Below are 22,429 nucleotides of genomic sequence, written 5' to 3'. Positions count from 1 at the left end.
GGGGCCCTCAAGCCGAAAGCATTTCCCGCAACACCACACAATCCGCCGCATGCCAATCAGTCAACTCAGGCCACGGATTATCGGGCAGGTTCACCAACACCGTCCTTGTCCCCGCCGCCCGGCCGCAATCCAGATCAAAGCGGTAATCACCGACCATCACCATCTCACTGGCTGGCACATTCCAGGCCTGGGCCAACTTCAGCAAACCACCTGGATGGGGTTTTGGCGGTGCTTCATCACGGCCCAGCACATCCTCTACCGCGAAGCAGTCGGCCAGGCCGATCGCCTCCAGCGTGACATGCGCCAGTTCGCGAGCATTGCGGGTGAGAATGCCCAGGCGATAGCCGCGCCCGGCCAGCTCACGCACCAGTGCTACCGCGCCCGGTGCCGCTTTCGAACCCAGCGCCAGGTCTCGTTCGTGTTCCAGCAACCACGCATGTTTGGCCGCGGCTTCATCGGCCGGGAGCGCGGCGAGGTGGGTCAGGATGTCGTCTTCGGCAGGAATCGCCAACGCCACGCGGATCGCCGCGAAGTCATGCACGGCCACCGTCAGGGTACCGTCCATGTCGAACACCCAGTGCCGCACCTCGGCCAGGCTCATGCCCAATCCTTGCGGTGGCGAATCAGGCCTTCCTGCGTGACCGACGCCACCAGTTGCCCGGCGCGGTTGAACACGCTGCCACGGGTAAAGCCACGGGAATTGCCGGCCCACGGACTGTCCATCGCGTAGAGCAACCAGTCATCGGCGCGAAGATCGGCGTGGAACCACAGCGCATGATCAAGGCTGGCAACCTGCATGTCTTTCTGCCAGACCGATTTGCCATGGGGCTGCATCGAGGTGGTCAGCAAACCGAAGTCCGAGGCGTACGCCAGCAAGTATTTGTGCAGCGCTGGAGAGTCAGCCAACGCACCGTCGGCGCGAAACCAGACGTATTTGATCGGATCGGACGGTGGCGGGTTGTAGGGATCTTTCTCGGTGATCGGTCGAAATTCGATCGGTTTGGGGCACAGCAGTTTTTCACGCATGTGCTCGGGGATCAGGTGCGCGCGCTGTTGAGCGAGTTCCAGCTCCGACGGCAGGTTTTCCGGGCCGACCACGGTCGGCATCTCGGCCTGGTGCTCGAAGCCTTTTTCGTCGTACTGGAACGAGGCGCTGCAGGTAAAAATCGGGTTGCCCTTCTGAATCGCCGTGACCCGGCGCGTACTGAAGCTGCCGCCGTCGCGTACCCGATCAACCTGATAAACCACTGGCAACGCGGAATCGCCCGGACGCAGGAAATAACCGTGCATGGAATGCACATGGCGCGCTTCTTCGACCGTCTGACTGGCCGCCGACAGGGACTGACCAATCACCTGACCGCCGAACAGCTGACGAAAACCCAGGTCCTGGCTGCGGCCACGGAACAGGTTTTCTTCGATCGGTTCCAGGGTCAACAGGTCAACCAGATCATCCAACACTTGGCTCATTCAGACTCTCCTCACACAACGCATGCCGCGCAGTCTTGGCTGCGACGGTCGATTCAATTTCTGGCCAGGGCCCATGGGAGCCATTGTAAACGTCCGTGCCGGCTTATCCATGCAAGGTTTGCAGCCATTGTTCACGAGTGATGCGGTACAGCACATGGTGACGCAGGGGATGATCGACCGCGAGCCTCGGGTGTTCGAAATCATCCGCTGAATCATGGTGCATGCCGATCGCCTGCATGACTTTCTGCGACGGCAGGTTGGTTTCGCTGGTGAAGGACACGACTTCTTTCAGCGGCAACCGGTCAAACCCGCAGCGCAGAGCGGTCCACGCCGCTTCACTGGCGTAGCCAAGGCCCCAGTGCTCGCGGGCCAGGCGCCAGCCGATTTCGGTGGCCGGGGTGAAAGGCGCGTCGAAACCGACCACTGCGAGCCCGGTAAACCCGATAAATGCCCCGGTATCCTTGCGCTCCAGCGCCCAGAGACCGAAGCCATGCTCGGCAAAATGGCCACGAATCCGTCCGATCAGCGAAGCACTTTCCAGTCGACTCAAGGGCGCCGGAAAATATCGCATCACCTGTGGATCGGCGCACATCGCCGCAAACTCCGGCAAATCCTCATCACGCCACTGCCGTAACAGCAGTCGCGCGCTCTCGAGTTTCAGTATCGGCTCCATCGTGCCCCCCCATTTCCATGCCGCAAGTCTACATCGCTGGTAGGATCCTTCACTCATTCCTACAGGCCTTCCTGGATAAATCAGCCATGCCCCTGCCCCTGATCTACCACGAAGACTACAGTCCCGAGTTCCCGGCGGATCACCGCTTCCCCATGGACAAGTTTCGCCTGCTGCGCGATCACCTGGTGGACAGTGGCCTGACCCGCGACGCCGACCTGCTGCGCCCCGACCTCTGCCCGCCAGAGATTCTCGCCCTCGCACATGACTCTGCGTATATCGAACGCTACATGGGCGGCGAGTTGTCCCGCGAAGACCAGCGGCGCCTCGGTCTGCCGTGGAGCGAAGCGCTGGCCCGACGCACGGTGCGGGCAGTTGGCGGCTCGCTTCTGGCCGCCGAGCAGGCGCTGGAACATGGTTTGGCCTGTCATTTGGCGGGCGGCACCCATCACGCTCACTACGACCATCCTGCCGGGTTTTGCATCTTCAATGACCTGGCAGTGATCAGCCATTTCTTGCTGGAAAGCGGCCGTGTGAATCGAGTGTTGATCTTCGACTGCGATGTGCATCAGGGCGACGGGACTGCACGGATTCTGCATAACACCCCGGAGGCGGTGACCGTTTCCCTGCACTGCGAAAAGAATTTTCCTGCACGCAAAGCCGAAAGTGACTGGGACATTCCACTGCCCATGGGGATGGGCGATGCCGATTACCTGACGGTGGTGGACGATGCGCTCAACTATTTGCTGCCGCTCTACCAACCTGACCTGGTGCTGTATGACGCTGGCGTCGATGTGCATAAAGATGACGCGCTCGGCTACCTGAAGCTGACGGACGAAGGCGTCGCCGCTCGCGATGAAAGTGTGATGCGTCATTGCCTGGGCCGCGATATTCCGGTGGTCGGAGTGATCGGCGGCGGCTACAGCAAGGACCGCAAGGCGTTGGCGCGTCGTCATGGAATCCTCCATCACAGCGCGCAGCGGGTCTGGCAGTCATCAGGTTGTCATTGAGGTGTGGGTCTTTACCCACAATGCCTGTGGAACTGCCTGTGGATAACCTGAGTGAAAGGTCCTACAGGCTATGCTGCCTATAGCCTGCAAAGGGGTGGTTGTTTTTTGATCAGCTTCTTCAACAACGCCCACAATGATTCGTGCTGGTAGAATGCGCGGCTTATTCCGCCACGCCGCAGCTCTAGCCATGACCCAGCCCTCGCCCTCCTCCTCTTCTCACGTTGCCATCATCGGCGGCGGCCCCGCCGGTTTGATGGCGGCTGAAGTACTGAGCCAGGCCGGGATCAAGGTTGATCTGTACGACGGCATGCCTTCAGTTGGGCGAAAATTCCTGCTGGCCGGTGTGGGTGGCATGAACATCACCCATTCCGAAGCCTACCCGGCGTTTCTCTCGCGCTACGCCGAACGCGCGCCGCACATTGCGCCGTTGCTGCGAGGTTTCGGTGCCGAAGCCTTGTGCCAATGGATTCATGACCTGGGCATCGAAACCTTTGTCGGCAGCTCCGGCCGAGTTTTTCCTACAGACATGAAAGCCGCCCCCCTGTTGCGTGCATGGCTCAAACGTCTGCGTGACAGCGGCGTCGTTATCCACACCCGTCACCGCTGGCGCGGCTGGAATGACAGCGGCGAATTGCGCATCGACAGCCCCGAGGGTGAAAAAACCGTCAAGCCTGACGCAACCTTGCTGGCCCTCGGCGGCGGCAGCTGGTCGCGCCTCGGTTCGGACGGCGCCTGGATGCTGCCACTGGAACAACGCGGTATAGCGCTGGCAACCCTGCAACCGAGCAATTGCGGCTTCGAGGTGCAGGCCTGGAGCGAGTTGATGGTCAGCAAATTCGCCGGCGCACCGCTGAAAAACATCGCCATTGGCCTCAATGACGACGTCCCACGGCTCGGCGAATGTGTGATCACGGCGACCGGGATTGAAGGCAGTTTGATCTACGCCTTGTCGGCGCCGATCCGCGAAGCCATCAATCAGCACGGCTCGGCGACCGTTCACCTCGACCTGTTGCCGGGCAGGCCTGTAGATAAAGTGCAGGCTGCGCTGAGCAAACCGCGAGGGTCTCGTTCCATGTCGAAACATCTGCACAGCCAGCTCGGGATCGATGGTGTGAAAGCAGCGTTGCTGCGCGAACTTACTCCGGCCGAATGTTTTGCCGATGTGGCGCTGCTGGCCAAAGCGATCAAGGCGTTGCCACTGACGCTGGTGAAAACCCGTCCGCTGGATGAAGCCATCAGCAGCGCCGGGGGCGTGATGTTCGAATCGATGGATGAACGATTGATGCTCAAGCAACTGCCTGGCGTGTTCTGCGCGGGGGAAATGCTGGATTGGGAAGCGCCGACGGGGGGGTATTTGCTGACGGCGTGTTTTGCCAGTGGGAGAGCGGCGGGGTTGGGGATGGTGGAGTGGTTGACGCGAGGGGCGTGATGATCGTTCCCACGCTCTGCGTGGGAATGCAGCCATGGACGCTCTGCGTCCAGCGTGACGCGGAGCGTCACAAGAGGCATTCCCACGCAGAGCGTGGGAACGATCATTGGGTGATCAAGGCTTACGCTTACGCGGCCCAGTGTTGAACACCGGCACCTTCCGCACAGGCTTGATCGAAGGCTCCGGCGCCGAAGCATCCCCACTCTCAACCCATTTACCCAGATTGCGTTTGCCGCCACTGGACGTCTTCGGCTTCTTCGGTTTTTTCGGCTTCTTGACCACCTGACCGCTGGCATCGGTATCCGGCACCCGGTGCTCAGGCTCGAAGTCATGCTCCATCTGGCGAGGCAATGTCTGACGGGTCAACGTCTCGATGGCCGACAGCAGATTCACTTCATCGGCGCAGACCAGCGAAATAGCCTGCCCGGTTGCACCCGCGCGACCGGTACGACCGATCCGATGGATGTAGTCCTCAGCCACGATCGGCAGGTCGAAGTTGACCACCAACGGTAAATCTTCGATATCCAGACCACGGGCCGCGACGTCGGTGGCCACAAGAATCTGCACTTCACTGGCCTTGAAACGGTCCAGGGCACGCTGACGGGTCGCCTGCGGTTTGTCGCCGTGGATGCCGTCGGCGTTGATGCCCAGGCCCTGGAGTTTTTCCACCAGCGCGTCCACGCCATTGCGGGTCTTGGCGAACACCAGCACCTGCTTCCACTTGCCCTTGCGCAGCAAATGGATGAACAGTTCCGGCTTGCGCTTCTTGTCCACCACCACAACCCATTGCTTGACGGTGCTGGCGGCGACGTTGCGCGGGCTGACTTCGATGCTCAGCGGATCGTTGAGCATTTGCCCGGCCAGCAAACGGATGGCGTCGGAGAAAGTCGCGGAAAACAACAGCGTCTGACGCTGCTTTGGCAGCACGCGGTAAATGTTCCCCAGTTCCTCGGAAAAGCCCAGATCGAGCATGCGGTCGGCTTCGTCCAGGATCAGGGTTTGCAGCTGATTGAACTTGAGGGCCTTCTGCCGATACAGGTCGAGCAAACGACCCGGGGTCGCCACCAGCACGTCGACACCTTTGCGCAGCTTCATCATTTGCGGGTTGATGCTGACGCCGCCGTACACCGCGTAAGTGCTCAACGGCAGGTTCTCGGCGTACTGACGCACGGCTTCGTGAACCTGTTCCGCCAGTTCGCGGGTCGGCACCAGGATCAGGGCGCGCACCGAGTTGGAGGCAACCTTCGGCCCTTCCATGGCCAGCAACTGCAGCAGCGGCAACGCGAAACCGGCGGTCTTGCCGGTGCCGGTCTGGGCCGCAGCCATCAGGTCGCGACCGGCCAGCACCGCCGGAATGGCTTGCGCCTGAACCGGCGTAGGAGTCTGGTAGCCGAGCGTCTCGAGAGAGCGCAGCAAGGGTTCGATCAGGCCAAGGGAGGCGAAAGTCATGGGATTACCGTAGGAAAATTCAGCGCGGGTTTTTCAAAACAAGTGTGCAAAACGAGATGCAATGGCGCGCAGTTTACCCTAATTCACACGGGATTCTGTCGGCACCGCTACGGCAGGTTGAACGGGAGCTCGACGCCACTGCGGCAACCCGATCAACACCACGGCACTGATGATCACCAGCATCGCCAGCCCTTCTTCAATACCAATGGTCTCGCCAACAAACACGATCCCCAGCAACACCGCCACCGCCGGGTTGACGTAGGCATAACTGGTGGCTGCCGCCGGACGCACGTTTTTCAACAGGTACATGTAGGCGTTGAAAGCGATGATCGAACCGAAGACAGTCAGGTAGGCCAGGGCCGCCCAACCTTCGATCGGCGGCATACGTTCCAGATGCTCACCGCTCAGCGCACTGCCGATCAACAACGCCGCGCCGCCCACCAGCATCTCCACGGCACTGGCCATCGCGCCCTGGGGCAGCGGCAAGTGTTTGCTCCAGACCGAACCGAAGGCCCAGGAAGCCGCCGCGAACACCAGCAATGCGGCGCCCAGCGGGCTCGATTGCAAGTTGGAGCCGAGGTTGAGCATGGCAATGCCAATCAGCCCGAGCACAATCCCGGCCCATTCGAGACGGGTATTACGCGCGCCCCAGAAATATCCACAGAGCAAGGTAAACAGCGGCACTGTCGCCACCGCTAATGCAGCAACACCGGAGGCGACCCCCGTGTGTTCAGCCACACTGACCGCGCCGTTACCGCACGTCAGCAGCAAGATCCCGATGATCCCGGCGGATTTCCACTGCGCCCAGGTCGGTGCAGGTGCCCCGCGCCAGCGCAGGAAGGCGTACATCAAGGTCCCGGCGATCACGAAACGGATACCGCCGAGCAGCAACGGCGGCCAGTACTCCACGCCGATGCGAATCACCAGGTAGGTCGAACCCCAAATCACGTACAACGCGAAAAAGGCGGCGATCAACGGTAAGGGAAAACGGCGTAGGCCAGGCATGGGACAGCTCGTAGGCAAGACAAGTGAACAGCTATTCTAGAAAGGCCAGCGGCGTAAAATAAGTTACAAAACCTGTTTATAGCGCCGGTACACTTTTCAAAACACGGAGATTGCCGTTATAAACCGTGCTTTCGAAAGTCAGTCATTTTTCAGGAATGCCACGATGGATAAATACGACCGCATGCTCCTCAGCGCCCTGCTGGAAAACGGTCGTGCGTCCTACGCCGACCTGGCGCGCAAAGTGAACCTGTCCGCCCCGGCCGTGGCAGAGCGCGTGGCCAAACTCGAAGCCTGCGGAGTCATCACCGGGTACCAGGCGAAAGTCGACATGGCCAAGCTTGGATTGCCGATCCAGTGCGTCATCGAACTGCGCCTGAACCAGCACGGTAATCAGAAGGCCTACGACGATCTGATCAAAATCCCACAATTGACCGAATGCCACCGGGTGACGGGTGATCCGTGCGTGATCATGCAGGCTGCGGTGGGATCGATGCCGGAGCTCGAAGAGTTGATCAACCGGATCGCCAAGTTCGGGTTCAGCAAGACCTCGATCGTGCTGTCGAGCGCCATCGAGAAGCGCGTGCCGTTGGGGCAGTTGGAGGGGAAGCCCTGACCAGATCGTTCCCACGCTCCGCGTGGGAATGCAGCCCGGGACGCTCCGCGTCCCAGAAGCGGACGCAGAGCGTCCATTGAGGCATTCCCACGCAGAGCGTGGGAACGATCAGTGGCGGTGTATTTAGAACCCGCGATGCCGCTTCAGATGCTCATTGATCTTCGCCGCCGGTACTTTCTGCAAACTGACGAGCAGATCATGCGACAACTCGCGCAAGCCGTGTTTCTGCCGCAACTCCTGGGCCAGGTGCGCCGTTAGGTTGGCCGCCATCTCGGCATCGGCCATGGCCCGGTGAGCTTTACCGGTGTGAGGCAGGTTGGCGAACGTGGTAAGGGTGCCGAGTTTGTGGTTCGGCGCGGCGGGCATCAAACGGCGGGCGAGTAGCAGCGAGCAGGCAAAGTTCTGCAAGCGCGTGCGTTTGATGCGGCCGAGTTCAAAGTCCCAGAACTTCTGGTCGAACGCGGCGTTGTGCGCCAGCAGCGGTGTGATGCCGACGAATTCGTTGACTTCGTTCATCACCTGCTCGGCCGACGGCGCGGTGCGCAGCATGGCGTTGCTGATGCCGGTGAGTTGTTCGATGAAGGCCGGGACGCGCACGCCGGCATTCATCAGGCTTTGGTAACGCTCGACGATGCGCCCCTGTTCAAGGATCACCACGGCAATTTCCGTGGCCCGGCAGCTGCTGCTCGGGGAGATCCCGGTGGTTTCAAAGTCGATGACTGCTATGCGTTCCAAACCTGTTTCAACTCCGTAAAAATCAATTCTTGAGCAGCAACGCGCCTTCGATCGGCACGTAGCGGCTGGCGGCGCGGATCAGCGAGTTGGCCGTCAGGCCTGGCACGCCGTAGGCCACTGCTTGCACCCCGTGCTTTGTGATGATGCGCTCCAGCAGCATGTCGAAATCACCGTCACCGGAGGCCAGCACCACTTCGTCGACATGATCGGCGGCGTCCATGATGTCGAGGGTGATGCCCACGTCCCAGTCGCCTTTGGCCGAGCCATCGCTGCGCTGGATGTAAGGCTTGAGCTTCACAACGAAACCGAGGTTGCGCAGGATCTGCTGGAATTGCTGTTGTTTGCTGTCGCCGCGATCGATTGCGTAGGCATAGGCCTCGACGATATCGCCCTGTTTGCTGATATCAGCCCACAGCGCGGCATAGTTGAAATGGCAACCATAGGCCTGACGCACGGTGTAATAGAGGTTCTGGACATCGGCGAACACTGCGATTTTTTTCACCGGTCATCCTCGTTGGCGCGCCGGAGCGCGGGCAGGATCAGGCACCAGGCCCGAAAAGTTGCCCAGTATGCCAGCCTGAAGGATTGTTCCGCGAATAATCGGCCCGAAGCGCCGCAGCGCTCCGGACGAATGGCGTATCAGACGAAGGAATCGTCGTCGCCGCCGAAGAACGATGAACTGTCATCGCTGTAGTCGGCATCGGTAAAGCCGCCCTGATCGTTGGAGTTGTCAGCCACACGCTGATCATCGCCCCAGCCGTTATCACCGCTCTGATCATTGACCTGAGCCGGTTCTTCCTTGATGACTTCAACCACTTCCGGCTGCTGATTGTGGTGGAACAGGCTGCTGATGCCTTGCGCCAGCATCACGCCACCGGCCACGCCGGCTGCGGTTTTCAATGCACCACCGAGGAAACTGCTGCCGGCAGGCTGTTGCGGGGCGTAATTCTGCTGAGGAGGCGCAGCACCGAAGTTCTGTTGTGGCGGCTGCGAGTTGAACGACGGCCGCGCCGGTTCACGCCAGCCGCCACCGCTCGATGCGGGTGGGCTTTGGGTGGGCGCAGGCTGCGGATCACGGGAACCGCCGCCGAATATGCTCGATAGAAAGCCGCCGCCGCTGGTTGCCGGAGCAGCCGGCTGAGCTTTGGCCTGCTGCAGTTCGGCCTGCAATTGCTGGACTTGCTGGGCGAGCTGCTTGTTCTGTTCGTCGAGGCTCTTGATGGCAGCCTCTTGCACCAGAATCGCCTGGGTCATGAAATAGCCTGCCGCTGGCTGGCGAGTCAGGTGTTCCTTGATCCGCGCCTCGGCCTGGGCGTCGCGCGGGGCTGAGTCCGTTTCGGCCTGTTGCAGCCGGGAAAACAGTCCATCGATCAGGGTTTGTTCTTCGCTGTTCATGGCGACCTCGTAGATTGCCGGGATATCTGCCCTATCCACTGTGGATAAGGGACACCCCTCTAATGGAGGTTGATGCAGGATGTTTCAATGGTCTTTACCGAACGTTTACGTTTGCGCCCCAAAGCGCTTCATCGGTTAAAGTGGGCCACTGCTTCCAACCTGCGATACCGACTGATGAATTCGTTCGATGTACTGCGTGACTCTCTGTATTTCTTCAAACGCAATCTGGGCCAGATCGTTCGGCTGTGCCTGCCGCTGGTGATCTTCGAGGCGCTGTTGCAACTAGTGGTCGACCACTCCACCGAGCCGGACAGTTTTCCTGGCATCAGCGTGATGGTCGGCTTGCTGGTCTACCCGCTGTACACCGCCGCACTGATCCTGTTTCTCGATGCCCGCAGCCGTGGCGAATCGCCGCGCAATCGCGACCTGCTGGCGATGTCCGCGACCCTGTGGCCACGCTTCGCCCTACTCACCGCCCTCAATACCCTGCTGATCCTGATCGGCCTGTCGCTGTATTTCCTGCCGGGCATCTGGTTGATGGTGACCCTGGCGTTTGGCGAATACCTGCTGGTGCTGCGTGGCCTGGCCCCGCTGGCGGCGATGAAGGAAAGCCTGCGCCTGACCCGCGGCCACTTCCTGCGTATTCTGGTGTGCATTTTGTGTGTGATGGGCCCGTTGTGGGTGCTCAAAGGGGCGACCCTGGCGGTATACCCGGAGCCGCAGAACCCGATAATTTCCCTGCTGATCGACAGCGCCCACAGCTTCCTGCAACTGTTCACCAGCGTGGTGCTGTTCCGCTTGTTCATGCTGATCAGCGAAGTCCCCGAGAAAATTGACGGGCCGCTCTGACCGCTCTACCCGTGGGCTTAAGCCCGTCTGTCGGTTATGCTCGGGTCAACTTTTGTAACGCTATAAGCCGAGCCATGACCCGTCTACTGCGCTACACCCTGCTGGGCCTGTTGATTGTGACCGGCCTGATTGCCTTGCTGATCTACAGCCTGACCTGGCGCCCCGAAGCCAAGGAAGCATCACCGGTCAGTTGCAACGCCCAGGCACCGACGCTGGTGCCCGGCCAGGCGCTGAAGGTGATGACCTGGAACGTCCAGTACCTGGCGGGAAAACGCTATGTATTCTGGAATGACCTGGCGGCCGGCAATGACGAAAAACCCACGCCCGATGACATGGCCTTCAGCCTCGATGAAGTGGCGCGGGTGATCCGCGACGAGCAACCGGATGTCGTGCTGTTGCAGGAGCTCGATGACGGCGCCAAGGCCAGCGATTACCAAAACCAATTCAAGCTGCTTCAGGAGCGGGTCGCGGACCTTTATCCGTGCAGCGCTCACGCCTTCGACTGGAAAGCCGATTTCGTGCCTGAGCCGCACCTCTTCGGCAGCGTCGGCCGGCAACTGGCCACCCTCAGCCGCTATCAGATTGAACACGCCGAACGTCTGCAATTACCAGTCGCACCGGCCAACTTCGTCACCCGCCAGTTCAAACCGAAAAACGCCTTGCTGGTCTCCTATCTGCCCTTGAGTGACCGCGGTCAGATAGTGGTGCTCAACACCCATCTGGACCGCGTCATCCAGCCCGACGAAACCCTGCAAGCCCAGATAACGGCCGTGGCCAAAGTGCTCGACAAGTTCGAAAGCCGTGGCTCGCCGTGGTTGATTGGCGGGGACTTCAACCTGTTGCCGCTGGGGCAATATCGGCGCCTGCCCGATGAGCAACGCACGCCCTACTCCGCCGACAGCGCGCTGCATGTGCTGTGGGACAAATACCCGATGATCCCGACCAACAACGAAGCCAGCGGCATTGATCGGGCGCAGTGGCTGACCCACTACCCGAACGATCCGGGCTTGAGCGGCCCGGACCGGACTGTCGATTACCTGTTCTACAGTCCGCGGATCAAACGGGTCGAGGCGACGGTGAGGCAGGACGATACCTTGCGCATTTCCGATCACTTGCCGGTGATCGCAAGGTTCCTCTTGCCTGCGGCGCCTTAGTGCCTGCTCGATGCATCACCTGTGGGAGCGAGCCTGCTCGCGAAGGCGGCAGTACATTCAACCTTGATGTTGGCTGACACAATGCTTTCGCGAGCAGGCTCGCTCCCACAGGGATGGCGCACGACGCACAGGCTCAATGTTCCTCCTCCAGCTCATCGTGCAATAACCCGAAGATCTTTCGCTTCATGTCGATGAACGAGCGCTCCATGACCATGTCCAGGGTGCGTGGACGCTCGATCGGCACGTCCAGAATCTGCTTGATCCGCCCAGGCCTGGCCCCCATCACGTAGACCCGGTCACCCAGCAGAATCGCCTCGTCGATATCGTGGGTCACGAACAATACAGTCTTCTTGCTGTTGCCCCAGACCCGCAACAACAGCTGCTGCATTTGCAGGCGTGTCTGGCTGTCGAGTGCACCGAAGGGCTCGTCCATCAGCAGGATTTGCGGGTCGTTGGCCAGCGCCCGAGCAATGGCGACGCGCTGCATCATGCCGCCGGAAAGCTGCTTGGCGTAGTTGTCGGCGAATCCCGTCAGGCCGACTTCATTGACGTAATAGTCGACGATTTCCTTGCGCTGGGCGGCGGCCATGCCACGACGCTTGAGACCGAATTCGACGTTCTGGCGCACGGTCAGCCACGGGAACAACGTATAGCTCTGGAACACCATGCCGCGATCCGCGCCTGGGCCCTGCACTTGCTGGCCGCCGACGTAGATTTCGCCTTCCGTGGGCTCATTCAGACCGGCAGTGAGGTACAGCAGACTCGACTTGCCGCAGCCCGAAGGCCCGACCAGCACGGCGAATTGTTGATCCGGCACTTCGAACGACACCTGCTCTAACGCTGTGAACATGCCGCCGTCAGGTTTTTGATAGCGCAGGCTGACCTTGTCCACTTGCAGCCGTGGCGCAGCGTGCACCGGGGCGGCCGTGGGTGTGACGAAACGAGGGTTGACGGCGCTTACTGAGCCCATGCGGCGATCCTCAGACGTAGGAAACGGAACAGTTGATCGGTGACCAGGCCCAGCAGGCCGATGATCGCGATTGCCAGGAAAATCACATCCACCTGAAAGCCGCGCATGGCTTTGAGGCTCAGATAGCCCAGACCACTGGAAGCCGCGACCAGCTCGGCGACCACCAGGTAAGTCCAGGCCCAGCCCATGGTCACACGCAAGGTGTCGAGCACGCCCGGCAACGACGCCGGGGCGATCACATGCAGCACCGCATCGCGGCGATTCGAGCCCAAGGTGTAAGACGCGTTGATCAAGTCCTTGGAGATGCCTTTGGACACGTCCGCGATCATCACCAGTTGCTGGAAAAACACGCCGAAGATGATCACCGACACCCGCTGCTCCAGACCGATGCCGATCCACAGAATGAACAGCGGCACGAACGAGGTCACCGGCAGGTAGCGGATGAAATTGACCATCGGCTCAAGGAACGCCTGGACGATGCGAAAGCTGCCCATCAGCAACCCCAGTGGCACCGCCACCAGCGACGAGATGATGAAACCGACCATCACCACTTCGAGGCTGGCCCACACGTGCTGGCCGAGCGTACCGTCGCGGCTCAGGCGCACGGCGGCCTCGACCACCGCGCCCGGTGTCGGCAGGAACATGCCCGGCACCACGCCGCCGTACGACAACCCGGCCCACAGGCCGATCAACAACACCCAGGCCAGACCGCTCGCGCTCCAGATGACCTGTACTGGCAGGCCGGTCTTGGGCGTGATGCAGCGGCTCAGCCATGAATTGCGCTTGAACATGCGGACCTCCTAGAGCGGGCTGACGAAGCGGTTGTCGATCAGGTCGTCATTGCTGACGTTGTAGGGTTTGCCCTGCAATTCACTGGCGGTCTCGTTGGCCAGTTTGATCAGCGGCTCGCTGTCACCCGGCTTGCCCGGCGAGCCGAGGAGTTTTTCGCTCATGGCCTGATCGTAGAAACGCACGCCTTGTGCGGCAGCGGCCAGTTCCTTCGGATCGGCCAGGTAACCGCCGACACCTTTGGCCATGATTTTGTAGGCTTCTTCCGGATGGTCCTGGGTGTATTTCACCGCTTTGTACAGACCGGCGACCAACGCCTTGACGTCTGCCGGCTGCTTCTCGATGACCGTGCAGTTGAGCGCGACCACGTCGACAATCACTCCCGGCGTGCTGCTGCTGTCGATCAGCACCTTGCCTTGTTGCTTGCTGCGGACCATCGACAGATGCGGTTCCCACGTCACGGCGGCCGGCACGCGACCGGCGATGAACGCGGTAGCGGCATCGTCGGCGGTCATGTTCTGCACGGTGATGTCGCTCATTGTCATGCCGTGTTTTTTCAGCAAATAGGACAACCAGAACTGCGAGGTCGAACCTTCGTTCACCGCCACGGCTTTGCCCTTCAGCTCCTGCAGGCTCTTGACGTCCTTGCCCACGAGCACGCCGTCGCCACCATGGCTGTCATCGAGTACGGCCACCGCTTTGAAGCAGAATTGCGGGCGGTACTTGAGCACTTCGTCGATGGTCGACGCCGAGCCCGATAACTCTCCCGAGGCTTGCGCAGCCATGTACATCGAAGCCTCTTCGACGACGGGTAAATCGACGGTCAAACCGCCTTCCTTGAAGTAGCCCAGGTCCTGGGCGAGGTAGAGGGTGCCGTAGCCAACCCATGTGGTGTGACCGATGGACAGGGTGCCGGCCTGGGCGCTGGTGGCGACCGTCGCGGCGATGGCGGTGACCGCCAGTGGATGAGCGAAGCGGGTAAGCAAGGACTTGATCATGGAGCACTCCCAAAGCTGTTGATTTAGTTTTGTCATGGGCAGTACGGCCAGTGGCCTTGGAGCAGAAGCAACCTGAGGTCTCTGATGGACCTTTCGGTGGTCAGCGTTTGGCTGACTGGCGAGGTCGATGTTGGCCCAAGGCGGGGATTAGGAAAATTAGGAAATATGTCGCTGCGAGCGATGAAAAAACTGGGTAGCGCGCACTGCGAAAGGGCGCTGTGGGCGGGGGTGCCCGAGGTGGGTGCAAACAGTGAGACGAAGATCGTTCCCACGCTCTGCGTGGGAATGCCTCAATGGACGCTCTGCGTCCGCTTTTGGGACGCGGAGCGTCCCGGGCTGCATTCCCACGCGGGAGCGTGGGAACGATCAGCGGTCAGAGGGGTGTCAGAGCCGGCCGTATTCCTGCGCCGTACGATCCACCGCACGCAAGGTTTTGCCGACCAACTCATCAACCTCTTCACGACTGGCAATCAACGCCGGCGCCATGATCATCCGCCCCAGCGTCGAGCGAATAATCACCCCTTCTTCGAAGCCGATCGTGCGGCAACGCCAGGCGATGCCGTTCTCATTGGCAAAGCGCTTGCGACTGGTTTTGTCTTCCGCCAATTGCAGCGCCGCCACCATCCCGACACCCTGAATATCGCCCACCAACGGGTGATTGCCGAACACCTCGCGCAAGCACTGTTGCAGGTAGGGGCCGATGTCATCCTTGACCCGCGTCACCACCCCTTCATCACGCAGCGCCTTGAGGTTGGCGATGGCCACCGCCGCTGCCACCGGGTGCCCGGAGTAGGTCAAGCCGTGGGCAAACACCCCGCCCTGCTCCACCAGCACCTGGGCCATTTTTTTCGACAGAATCAATCCGCCCATGGGGATGTAACCCGAGGTCAAACCCTTGGCGATCGACAGCGTGTCCGGCTCGAAACCGAAGTGCTCGTGGGCGAACCATTCGCCGGTGCGACCGAAGCCGCCGATCACTTCATCGGCGCACAACAGCACGTCGTACTTGCGGCAGATCCGCTGGATTTCTGGCCAGTAGCTCTCAGGCGGAAAGATCATCCCGCCGGCACCCTGGAACGGTTCAGCGATAAACCCGGCGACCTTGTCCGCGCCGAGTTCGAGAATCTTCGCTTCCAGTTGTTGCGCCGCCCGCAAGCCAAATTCAGCCGGGGTCAGGTTGCCCTCGTGGGCGAAAAAGTACGGCTCATCGATGTGTTCGATGTCGGGGAGCATGCCACCCATTTCGTGCATGAACTTCATGCCACCGAGCGCCGTCGCCGCCAGGGTCGAGCCGTGGTATCCGTTCCAGCGACCGATCATGATTTTCTTCTCGGGCTTGCCGAGGATCGTCCAGTAACGACGCACGGTGCGGATCAGCACCTCGTTGGCCTCGGAGCCGGAGTTGGTGTAGATCGCGTGGCTGTAGTGCCCCGGCAACAGGCTGAACAGCAGCTCCGAGAGCTCGATCACTTGCGGGTGAGTGGTGTGGAAAAACATGTTGTAGTACGGCAACTGCTCCAGTTGCCGGGACGCGGCGGCAGCCAGGTCCTTGCGGCCGTAACCGAGGTTGGTGCACCACAGTCCGGACATGCCGTCGAGGTAACGCCGACCATCGTTGTCCCACAGGTGCAGGCGCTCACCACGGACCATCACCCGGGGCCCTTCGTCGTTGAGTGCCTTTTGATCGACGAACGCGTGAATGTGGTGCGCAGCATCGGCGGCCTGGTAGTCGCGGGTTTCACGTGGTGTGGTCATCGCCAGTTCTCCGTTTTGTTATTAGCGGCTGTTATGAGCGCAGCTGAAACCAGGTGGTTTTCAACTGGGTGTATTTATCGAATGAATGCAACGACAGGTCGCGGCCGAAACCGGATTGTTTACCGCCGCCGAAAGGCACGGTCACATCCAGCGCATCGACGCTGTTGACCGACACCGTGCCTGCTCGCAATTGCCGCGCCACGCGGTGGGCGCGATTGAAATCATCGGTCCACAGCGAGGCCGCCAATCCGTAGACGCTGTCGTTGGCCAGCTGCAAGGCGTGGGCTTCATCATCGAACGCCGTGACCGCCAGCACCGGGCCGAACACTTCATCGCGAAACAGCGGCATGTCCGCACTCACACCCGTGAAAATCGTCGGCTGAATGAAGTTGTCGGAACCGTTGAAAATCGACTGCCGACCGCCACACACCCGGGTCGCGCCTTGGCGTTCGGCCTGCTGGATGAACTTCATGATGCGTGCCGTCTGACGGCTGTCGACAATCGCCCCGGCGCGGCTCGCCGGGTCCAGCGGATCACCCGGCTGCCAGCATTCGGCCTGCGCCTTGAGGCGCCCGACGAACTCGTCATGGATCGAACGCTCCACCAGCAACCGCGAGTTGGCCGAACACACTTCACCCTGATTGAAGAAGATCCCGAACGCGGCTTTCTGCGCCGCCAGATCGAGGTCCTGGCAATCGGCGAACACCAGATTGGCGCTCTTGCCGCCGCACTCCAGCCACACCTGTTTCAGGTTCGATTGCGCCGAGTACTGCATGAAATACTTGCCCACTTCGGTGGAGCCGGTGAACACCAGGCAATCGACATCCGGGTGCAAACCGAGGGCTTTGCCGGTCTGCTCGCCGAGCCCGGGCAGCACGTTCAGCACGCCTGCTGGCAGCCCGGCTTCCAGCGCCAGCTCGGCCAGACGCAGGGCGGAAAACGGTGACTGTTCGGCGGGTTTGAGGATCACCGAATTGCCCGCGGCCAGCGCTGGCGCGAGTTTCCAGGCGGCCATGTCCAGCGGGAAATTCCAGGGCACTACCGCCGCGACCACACCCAACGCTTCTCGGGTAATGGTTGCCAACACGTTTTGCGCACTGGGGGCGATCTGATCATAGAGTTTGTCGAGGCTTTCGGCGTACCAGCGAAACACCCCGGCGGCGCCCGGCACGTCGACGTTGTAGGCGTCCATCACCGGTTTGCCCATGTTCAGCGAGTCGAGCAGCGCCAGTTCTTCGCGGTGGGCCATGATCAGGTCGGCGAGGCGCAGCAGCACTTGCTTGCGCTCGCCCGGCGATCGCGCCGACCAGGTCCCGGCCTCGAACACTTGCCGCGCATTGCTGACCGCGGCGTTCACCTCTTCATCGCCGCACGCAGTCACATTCGCCAGGCACTGGCCGGTGGCGGGGTTGATCGCTGCGAAGGTCTGGCCCGACTGCGCCGAGCGGGGTTTGCCGTCGATGACGGCCTGGTCGGGTAACCGCAGCGCGGCGCCTTTGTTCTGCCAATATGCAAGCTCGAACACGTTCAGATGCTCCATGGACTTTTCTTGTGTCTGGATGGTGGCTCAGGCCCGTGTCGAGGAAAAATAGTAAAAATATCTTTGCAGACCATGAAAAAACTGGGCAGCCAATCTCCCCGGTGGCGCGGTATGTGGTTATTGTTCAGGCATAACAACACCGTCGTCAGAACGGATGCAGTCGGCGCAAAAATTGCCTGGATGTCGAGTCCATCCGCCCCGAGGTTTGCCGTGGCTGCCTACAATCTGCGTCAATTGAAGTACTTCATCACCACCGTCGAATGCGGCAGCGTCGCCGAGGCTTCGCGCAAGCTGTACATCGCCCAACCGGCGATCTCCACGGCGATCAAAGGTCTGGAAGACAGCTTCGGCGTGCAACTGCTGATCCGTCATCACGCTCAGGGCGTATCCTTGACCCCCAGCGGCGCGCGCTTCTATCGCAAGGCCCAGGAACTGTTGCGCATGGCCAAGGAGTTCGAACAGAACGCCCTCGCCGACAACGACGTGGTGGCCGGACAAATCGATATCGGTTGCTTCGAAACGGTCGCTCCGCTGTACCTGCCGCAGTTGATTGCCGGGTTCTCGGCGCTGTATCCGGGGGTGAAAATCCGCATCCGCGACGGCGAGCAGCAAGAGCTGGTGCAAGGCCTGACCTCGGGCACCTTCGACCTGGCGATCCTGTATGAACACGACCTCGACGCCACCATCCAGACCGAACCACTGATGCCGGCGCAGCGGCCTTATGCGTTACTGCCGGCGGATCATCGCTTTGCTCAGCTCAAGCAAGTGTCGCTGCGCGATCTGTGCCTGGAGCCGATGATTTTGCTGGACGTGCAACCGAGCCGGACCTACTTCGTCAGCCTGTTCGAGGAGTTGGACCTGGCACCGAATATCGCCTTCAGCTCGCCGTCGATCGAGATGGTGCGGGGGATGGTCGGGCAAGGGTTCGGCTTCTCGATCCTCGTCACCCGGCCGCATTCGGAATGCACCTATGACGGCAAGAAAGTGGTGTGCGTGGACATCGTCGAAGACGTCACCGGCTCAGGGCTGGTGGCGGCGTGGCTCAAGCGCGGGCAACTGACCAAACCGGCGCAGTTATTTGCTGATTATTGTCGGGAGCAACTTACTGCGAAGGCCGGTGCTTGAAAGCCCCGGCCCCATTCAGGAAACCTGAGGTGACCTGCGTTCGATCTCGATGCCGATGCCAATGCCAATGCCAATGCCAAATGACCGTTTACACAAAACTAATTACACCCTCGACTTATTTTTTTGAGCCTCAAGTAGTGAGGACATCAAAATCGGTGGGGACTTCAGACCTTTACAAAATAGCGCGCGAGACCCATCAGTTTTCGGGTGTTGCCTCAAGCGCAGCCTGGATGACGAGCGCCAGACTTTCCCAACTTCTGATATAGCCATCAAGGTGAGGGTGACGAGGAACAAGCCCCGTTTCAATTGCTTTCATCATTGCTGCTTTGATCATTTCAACGGTTGCTGGTTTAGCCATGACTTACTGTCCTTTAAACGTTATTTGATCCAGCGCGTCGACACCATCCTGCAACAACAAATAGGCTGGAAGTATCAGTCGGAAGAAGTCCGCATCAACAGTATGTTTTACGGTTACGGATGTCAGCGCCTCTAAAAGCCTGGTGGCGGCGCGTATTCTGAAACAGGCATCTTCAAACAACAGGCTGGGTGCGGCATGCGAGTCTATATAGAAAGTTGGGGTGTTGGATGCGTTAGCTTTAAGAGGCTGATAACGATTCACGGATGAACTCCTTAAAAACGTTTAGGTTATGGCAATGCGAAAACTTGCTTTTAATTAAAAGTGATATTGCTAGTCTTGTTTGACTGCTGAGCCAGCGCGCAAGGACAATAGCTCAAAGTTCATTCGATATTTATGCGACCTGAGTGCTAACTGAAGCCTGGCTTGCACATACAGGACTATTCGGCGGGCGAGGATTTGTCATCGCGACCCAGGCAACCAAGTCGAGATCCAGAGCACTGTTAAACGTTCGCCAAACAGCTGACGAAGTTTTTCAACAACCAGAGTATTCATTAGTCTCATCCCTGTTCTGACTGATCACTGCCAGTTTTCTTTTTATCTGCCGGATCACCGCGCTATCCCGCGCACTCCTGTGAGCGGTCGACGGTCGCGAATCAATGAACAAAGAAGGCGATGACACCCGCCTCCTGCATGTTCATTCCTTGGTACTTTTGGTCTTTCGAGCCGCACGCCCGTCATACTCCTGACGGCCAGAAACAATTAACCCAAAGAAATAAGGTTGGGCGCCTGAGTCCTCGAGCTGACGCCCTGACTTGTTATGCACTTCAATGAGAGAGAAAAGATCCACAAGACGGTCCTGAATCTGTTCTATTTCCGCGTCTTTCAGTGTCACCATAGAGCTGTATTTGAAAGTACCTGAAACATCAAAGTATTCACTTTTTTCAGGCTTGAGCAGCGACCGTTCCACTTCATGGCGCAGGAACTGATCCTTCAACCTCAACGCATCAACTGTTCTGGGCATCCTCAGCGTTGGTGCATGACGAACAAAGGAATCTTCAGGTGCTTTCCGTTCCATGGAGACAAGGCTCAGGAAAGCTTCCGTATGTTGATCGTAGGCAAGGCCAATTTGTTGGCACACCCACTGGATTTCAGCAACGGAGGCACTGTCCACCATATAGAGATAAGTCATCAATGGCAGCAGTTCAAAGTTCTCTTCGAATGCTGCGATCACCTCTTCGGTGATGATGAACTCACGCTCATACCGACTTAAACTCAGCGCCCGACGTAAAATTTTCGAATCATGCTCTCTCAGCTCAAGCCTGGAAGAAAGATCCGTGACTTCGACACCTTTACCAAACAGCATCTCGTGGACGTTAGCGGGCAACAAGTCTCTGAAGTAATGCCAAAAATAATCAAAACTGACTTTGCTTGAGGCGTCGATACCAAGATGGTCATGCAACTCCACGGCGGCATCAATACTCAGGTATTTCCTTCCGGCCTCAACGTCACGATAGTAATTGGCCGAAAATGGAATATTGACCTCATCGAGAAACGTTGAAACCTTCAGGTGCCCCGTTTCGATCCGCAACTGCAGGAGAAACGCACCAAACGCTCGTTTACTATCCAAGCTCTTCAGCCTCTGCCGACAGAGTGACAACCACTCTGGTCGTATTTTTCTTGATTTTCATACTGGAAGTTACCACGCCTATTTCCTGCGTATTACGCACATGAACTCCCCCACAGGGAATTGACCAGTCTTCGCATTGCCACCAACGAAATCCATGTCCTTTGCTCGTATCCGCTTCCGTACGAATCTCATGACTTGCAGAGCAAAACTCGTTCAAGGCATCCGTCGCTCGCCTCAAACTGTCTTCGTCGAACTCTCCGATAAACTCGTATTGATTCTCCCCACCGTCGTCACTCAATGGAGAGCGTACCGGGTGTGGAATGGACCGCCCAAGCGTCTGCTCTAGCATGCAGTGCATCAAATGCATGGCCGAATGAAGACGCATCTGATGATATCGCAATGGCCAATCAAGCGTTGCCGTAGCCTGCTGGCCAATCGCGCACTCTCTCAGCAGCGTGAACGCCTCATCGTCAACGCTCAAGTAGTGCCTGATCTGATCATCCCTTTTCTTGGTCGACACAATCTCCAACGCTCGCAGTGCCTCATCCTTCCCTTGGTCCGGAATATTCAACACGCCTCGATCTCCGAGCTGTCCGCCTCCTTGCGGGTAGAATACTGTCTCGCCAAGGAGCGCAAAAGGAAGACCCGCGTCGTCGCGTTCAAGCAAGTCGACTCGACATTCCAGTTGCTTCAGATACGGTTTTTCGTGAAATAAAGGCTGCGTTTCGCTCATTTTTACCTCGAGTAAAGTCTCACCGGGTTGCGCTGGGAGCCCTCGCGAATCATCGAGGGCTTCCATGGAGTCGTTGGCATCTCCGTCTGCGATGCATTGAATACCACCCACACCTATAAACTCAACAGATAGAAATATGTTTCTTCCGCAAGATGTTTCCAAGCTGCGCATGCGACCTCGCTGCATGTCGAGCCGAAGGACAACCCAACTGATTGATATATTTTGAAAATAAGTCAAGTCTTCGAAGACCGTATGACCATGGAAAAGCCGCAATCACCATTGCTGGGCCTGGCCGAACAAGGTGACGCCCCGCAAAGCCTGGTCAGGATCGACAGGCGCGGGGTCCCCGTGCGCTCCATCCTCGCGTCGGCGGCCGTGACCCTGATCGCGGTGCTGATGAACTACATGATCCCGCAGCATGCCCTGGAATTGCTGCTGTCTCTGGTTGCGACGCTGGTGATCAATTGGGCGATGATCAGCCTGTCCCACATCAAATTTCGCCAGCACATGAACAACACCCGACAGACATCGCGGTTCAAGGCGCTGTGGTACCCCTATGGCAACTATGTTTGCCTGGCATTCGTGGTGTTTATATTGGGCGTCATGCTGCTGGATCCCATCTATCAGATGGCGGTGTACGCGATACCGATATGGATTGCGTTGATGTGGATCTGCCATGGCATCAAGCACAAACGCAGTGTTTCGCAGGGCCTCTACGGGGAGGCCTGAACGATTGCAAGTCTCGGACTGCCGTCGCC

23 protein-coding genes and 1 pseudogene are annotated in these 22,429 nt (G+C 59.2%); 7 read left to right on the top strand and 17 right to left on the bottom strand.

The window, feature by feature from the left end; translation table 11 throughout:
• Positions 1-7: 7 nt before the first annotated feature.
• The 3 genes from ACYZT5_RS28635 to ACYZT5_RS28625 form a co-directional block, all read right to left on the bottom strand.
• On the bottom strand, positions 8-601 hold the full coding sequence (locus ACYZT5_RS28635; RefSeq protein WP_462048365.1) for an HAD family hydrolase: 594 nt from the start codon (positions 599-601) through the stop codon (positions 8-10).
• Positions 598-1,467: an acyl-CoA thioesterase II gene (gene tesB / locus ACYZT5_RS28630; protein WP_462048364.1), complete on the bottom strand. Its 870-nt coding sequence runs from the start codon at positions 1,465-1,467 to the stop codon at positions 598-600. The genes ACYZT5_RS28635 and tesB overlap by 4 nt, the downstream gene beginning before the upstream one ends.
• A 103-nt stretch (positions 1,468-1,570) precedes the next feature.
• On the bottom strand, positions 1,571-2,140 hold the full coding sequence (locus tag ACYZT5_RS28625) for a GNAT family N-acetyltransferase (RefSeq protein ID WP_462048363.1): 570 nt from the start codon (positions 2,138-2,140) through the stop codon (positions 1,571-1,573).
• 86 nt (positions 2,141-2,226) lie between these two features.
• On the opposite strand from ACYZT5_RS28625, the gene ACYZT5_RS28620 reads away from it, so the two are divergent.
• Positions 2,227-3,147, top strand: coding sequence for a histone deacetylase family protein (locus ACYZT5_RS28620; protein WP_462048362.1), 921 nt, complete (start codon positions 2,227-2,229; stop codon positions 3,145-3,147).
• 187 nt (positions 3,148-3,334) lie between these two features.
• The gene (locus ACYZT5_RS28615) at positions 3,335-4,576 is read left to right on the top strand and encodes a TIGR03862 family flavoprotein (protein ID WP_462048361.1); all 1,242 of its coding nucleotides are present in this window, start codon (positions 3,335-3,337) and stop codon (positions 4,574-4,576) included.
• 114 nt (positions 4,577-4,690) lie between these two features.
• Here ACYZT5_RS28615 and ACYZT5_RS28610 read toward each other — a convergent pair whose 3' ends face one another.
• Entirely contained in the window at positions 4,691-6,025 is a 1,335-nt protein-coding gene (locus ACYZT5_RS28610) for a DEAD/DEAH box helicase (RefSeq protein ID WP_462048360.1), read from the bottom strand.
• 78 nt (positions 6,026-6,103) lie between these two features.
• Positions 6,104-7,030: a drug/metabolite exporter YedA gene (gene yedA, locus ACYZT5_RS28605; RefSeq protein WP_462048359.1), complete on the bottom strand. Its 927-nt coding sequence runs from the start codon at positions 7,028-7,030 to the stop codon at positions 6,104-6,106.
• A gap of 163 nt (positions 7,031-7,193) precedes the next feature.
• On the opposite strand from yedA, the gene ACYZT5_RS28600 reads away from it, so the two are divergent.
• Positions 7,194-7,643 (top strand): Lrp/AsnC family transcriptional regulator, encoded by a 450-nt coding sequence (locus ACYZT5_RS28600; protein ID WP_074871128.1) that lies wholly within the window; start codon positions 7,194-7,196, stop codon positions 7,641-7,643.
• 123 nt (positions 7,644-7,766) lie between these two features.
• Here the strand turns inward: ACYZT5_RS28600 and ACYZT5_RS28595 are convergent, their stop codons facing one another.
• The 3 genes from ACYZT5_RS28595 to ACYZT5_RS28585 form a co-directional block, all read right to left on the bottom strand.
• A complete protein-coding gene (locus tag ACYZT5_RS28595) occupies positions 7,767-8,378 on the bottom strand; it encodes a 3'-5' exonuclease (RefSeq protein WP_046048736.1) in 612 nt (203 codons plus the stop codon).
• Positions 8,379-8,400: 22 nt separating this feature from the next.
• Positions 8,401-8,880 carry a LabA-like NYN domain-containing protein gene (locus tag ACYZT5_RS28590; protein WP_046048735.1) on the bottom strand — a complete coding sequence of 160 codons (480 nt, stop codon included), beginning with the start codon at positions 8,878-8,880 and terminating at the stop codon, positions 8,401-8,403.
• Between the two features lie 137 nt (positions 8,881-9,017).
• Complete coding sequence (locus ACYZT5_RS28585; RefSeq protein ID WP_462048358.1) at positions 9,018-9,773, bottom strand: DUF2076 domain-containing protein; 756 nt, start codon at positions 9,771-9,773, stop codon at positions 9,018-9,020.
• 174 nt (positions 9,774-9,947) lie between these two features.
• On the opposite strand from ACYZT5_RS28585, the gene ACYZT5_RS28580 reads away from it, so the two are divergent.
• The gene (locus ACYZT5_RS28580; RefSeq protein WP_462048357.1) at positions 9,948-10,622 is read left to right on the top strand and encodes a YciC family protein; all 675 of its coding nucleotides are present in this window, start codon (positions 9,948-9,950) and stop codon (positions 10,620-10,622) included.
• A gap of 74 nt (positions 10,623-10,696) precedes the next feature.
• Positions 10,697-11,776: an endonuclease/exonuclease/phosphatase family protein gene (locus ACYZT5_RS28575; RefSeq protein WP_462048356.1), complete on the top strand. Its 1,080-nt coding sequence runs from the start codon at positions 10,697-10,699 to the stop codon at positions 11,774-11,776.
• Positions 11,777-11,909: 133 nt separating this feature from the next.
• On the opposite strand, the gene ACYZT5_RS28570 is transcribed toward ACYZT5_RS28575, so the two are convergent.
• The 5 genes from ACYZT5_RS28570 to ACYZT5_RS28550 form a co-directional block, all read right to left on the bottom strand.
• Positions 11,910-12,746 carry an ABC transporter ATP-binding protein gene (locus tag ACYZT5_RS28570; RefSeq protein ID WP_462048355.1) on the bottom strand — a complete coding sequence of 279 codons (837 nt, stop codon included), beginning with the start codon at positions 12,744-12,746 and terminating at the stop codon, positions 11,910-11,912.
• The gene (locus ACYZT5_RS28565; protein ID WP_462048354.1) at positions 12,734-13,537 is read right to left on the bottom strand and encodes an ABC transporter permease; all 804 of its coding nucleotides are present in this window, start codon (positions 13,535-13,537) and stop codon (positions 12,734-12,736) included. The genes ACYZT5_RS28570 and ACYZT5_RS28565 overlap by 13 nt, the downstream gene beginning before the upstream one ends.
• Positions 13,538-13,546: 9 nt before the next feature.
• Positions 13,547-14,533 carry an ABC transporter substrate-binding protein gene (locus ACYZT5_RS28560; protein ID WP_462048353.1) on the bottom strand — a complete coding sequence of 329 codons (987 nt, stop codon included), beginning with the start codon at positions 14,531-14,533 and terminating at the stop codon, positions 13,547-13,549.
• 384 nt (positions 14,534-14,917) lie between these two features.
• Positions 14,918-16,288 (bottom strand): aspartate aminotransferase family protein, encoded by a 1,371-nt coding sequence (locus ACYZT5_RS28555; RefSeq protein WP_462048352.1) that lies wholly within the window; start codon positions 16,286-16,288, stop codon positions 14,918-14,920.
• A 31-nt stretch (positions 16,289-16,319) separates the two neighbouring features.
• The gene (locus tag ACYZT5_RS28550) at positions 16,320-17,813 is read right to left on the bottom strand and encodes an aldehyde dehydrogenase (protein ID WP_462052323.1); all 1,494 of its coding nucleotides are present in this window, start codon (positions 17,811-17,813) and stop codon (positions 16,320-16,322) included.
• 225 nt (positions 17,814-18,038) lie between these two features.
• Here ACYZT5_RS28550 and ACYZT5_RS28545 point away from each other — a divergent pair, with 225 nt between their 5' ends.
• Entirely contained in the window at positions 18,039-18,953 is a 915-nt protein-coding gene (locus ACYZT5_RS28545) for a LysR substrate-binding domain-containing protein (protein WP_462048351.1), read from the top strand.
• 196 nt (positions 18,954-19,149) lie between these two features.
• Here ACYZT5_RS28545 and ACYZT5_RS28540 read toward each other — a convergent pair whose 3' ends face one another.
• The 4 genes from ACYZT5_RS28540 to ACYZT5_RS28525 form a co-directional block, all read right to left on the bottom strand.
• Positions 19,150-19,311 carry a hypothetical protein gene (locus tag ACYZT5_RS28540; protein ID WP_462048350.1) on the bottom strand — a complete coding sequence of 54 codons (162 nt, stop codon included), beginning with the start codon at positions 19,309-19,311 and terminating at the stop codon, positions 19,150-19,152.
• Positions 19,312-19,314: 3 nt separating this feature from the next.
• On the bottom strand, positions 19,315-19,572 hold the full coding sequence (locus tag ACYZT5_RS28535; protein WP_462048349.1) for a hypothetical protein: 258 nt from the start codon (positions 19,570-19,572) through the stop codon (positions 19,315-19,317).
• A gap of 433 nt (positions 19,573-20,005) precedes the next feature.
• Complete coding sequence (locus ACYZT5_RS28530; protein ID WP_462048348.1) at positions 20,006-20,938, bottom strand: hypothetical protein; 933 nt, start codon at positions 20,936-20,938, stop codon at positions 20,006-20,008.
• Positions 20,931-21,842, bottom strand: coding sequence for an alanyl-tRNA editing protein (locus tag ACYZT5_RS28525; protein WP_462048347.1), 912 nt, complete (start codon positions 21,840-21,842; stop codon positions 20,931-20,933). The genes ACYZT5_RS28530 and ACYZT5_RS28525 overlap by 8 nt, the downstream gene beginning before the upstream one ends.
• Positions 21,843-21,950: 108 nt before the next feature.
• Between ACYZT5_RS28525 and ACYZT5_RS28520 the strand changes: the two are divergent.
• Positions 21,951-22,400, top strand: a pseudogene (locus ACYZT5_RS28520) (aromatic amino acid transporter AroP); the annotation flags it as partial.
• Between the last annotated feature and the right edge of the window lie 29 nt (positions 22,401-22,429).

It is taken from the genome of Pseudomonas sp. LB3P14, assembly GCF_054898045.1.
The sequence above is the reverse complement of the archived record's forward strand: the minus strand, read 5'-3'. Positions and strand labels throughout refer to the sequence as shown.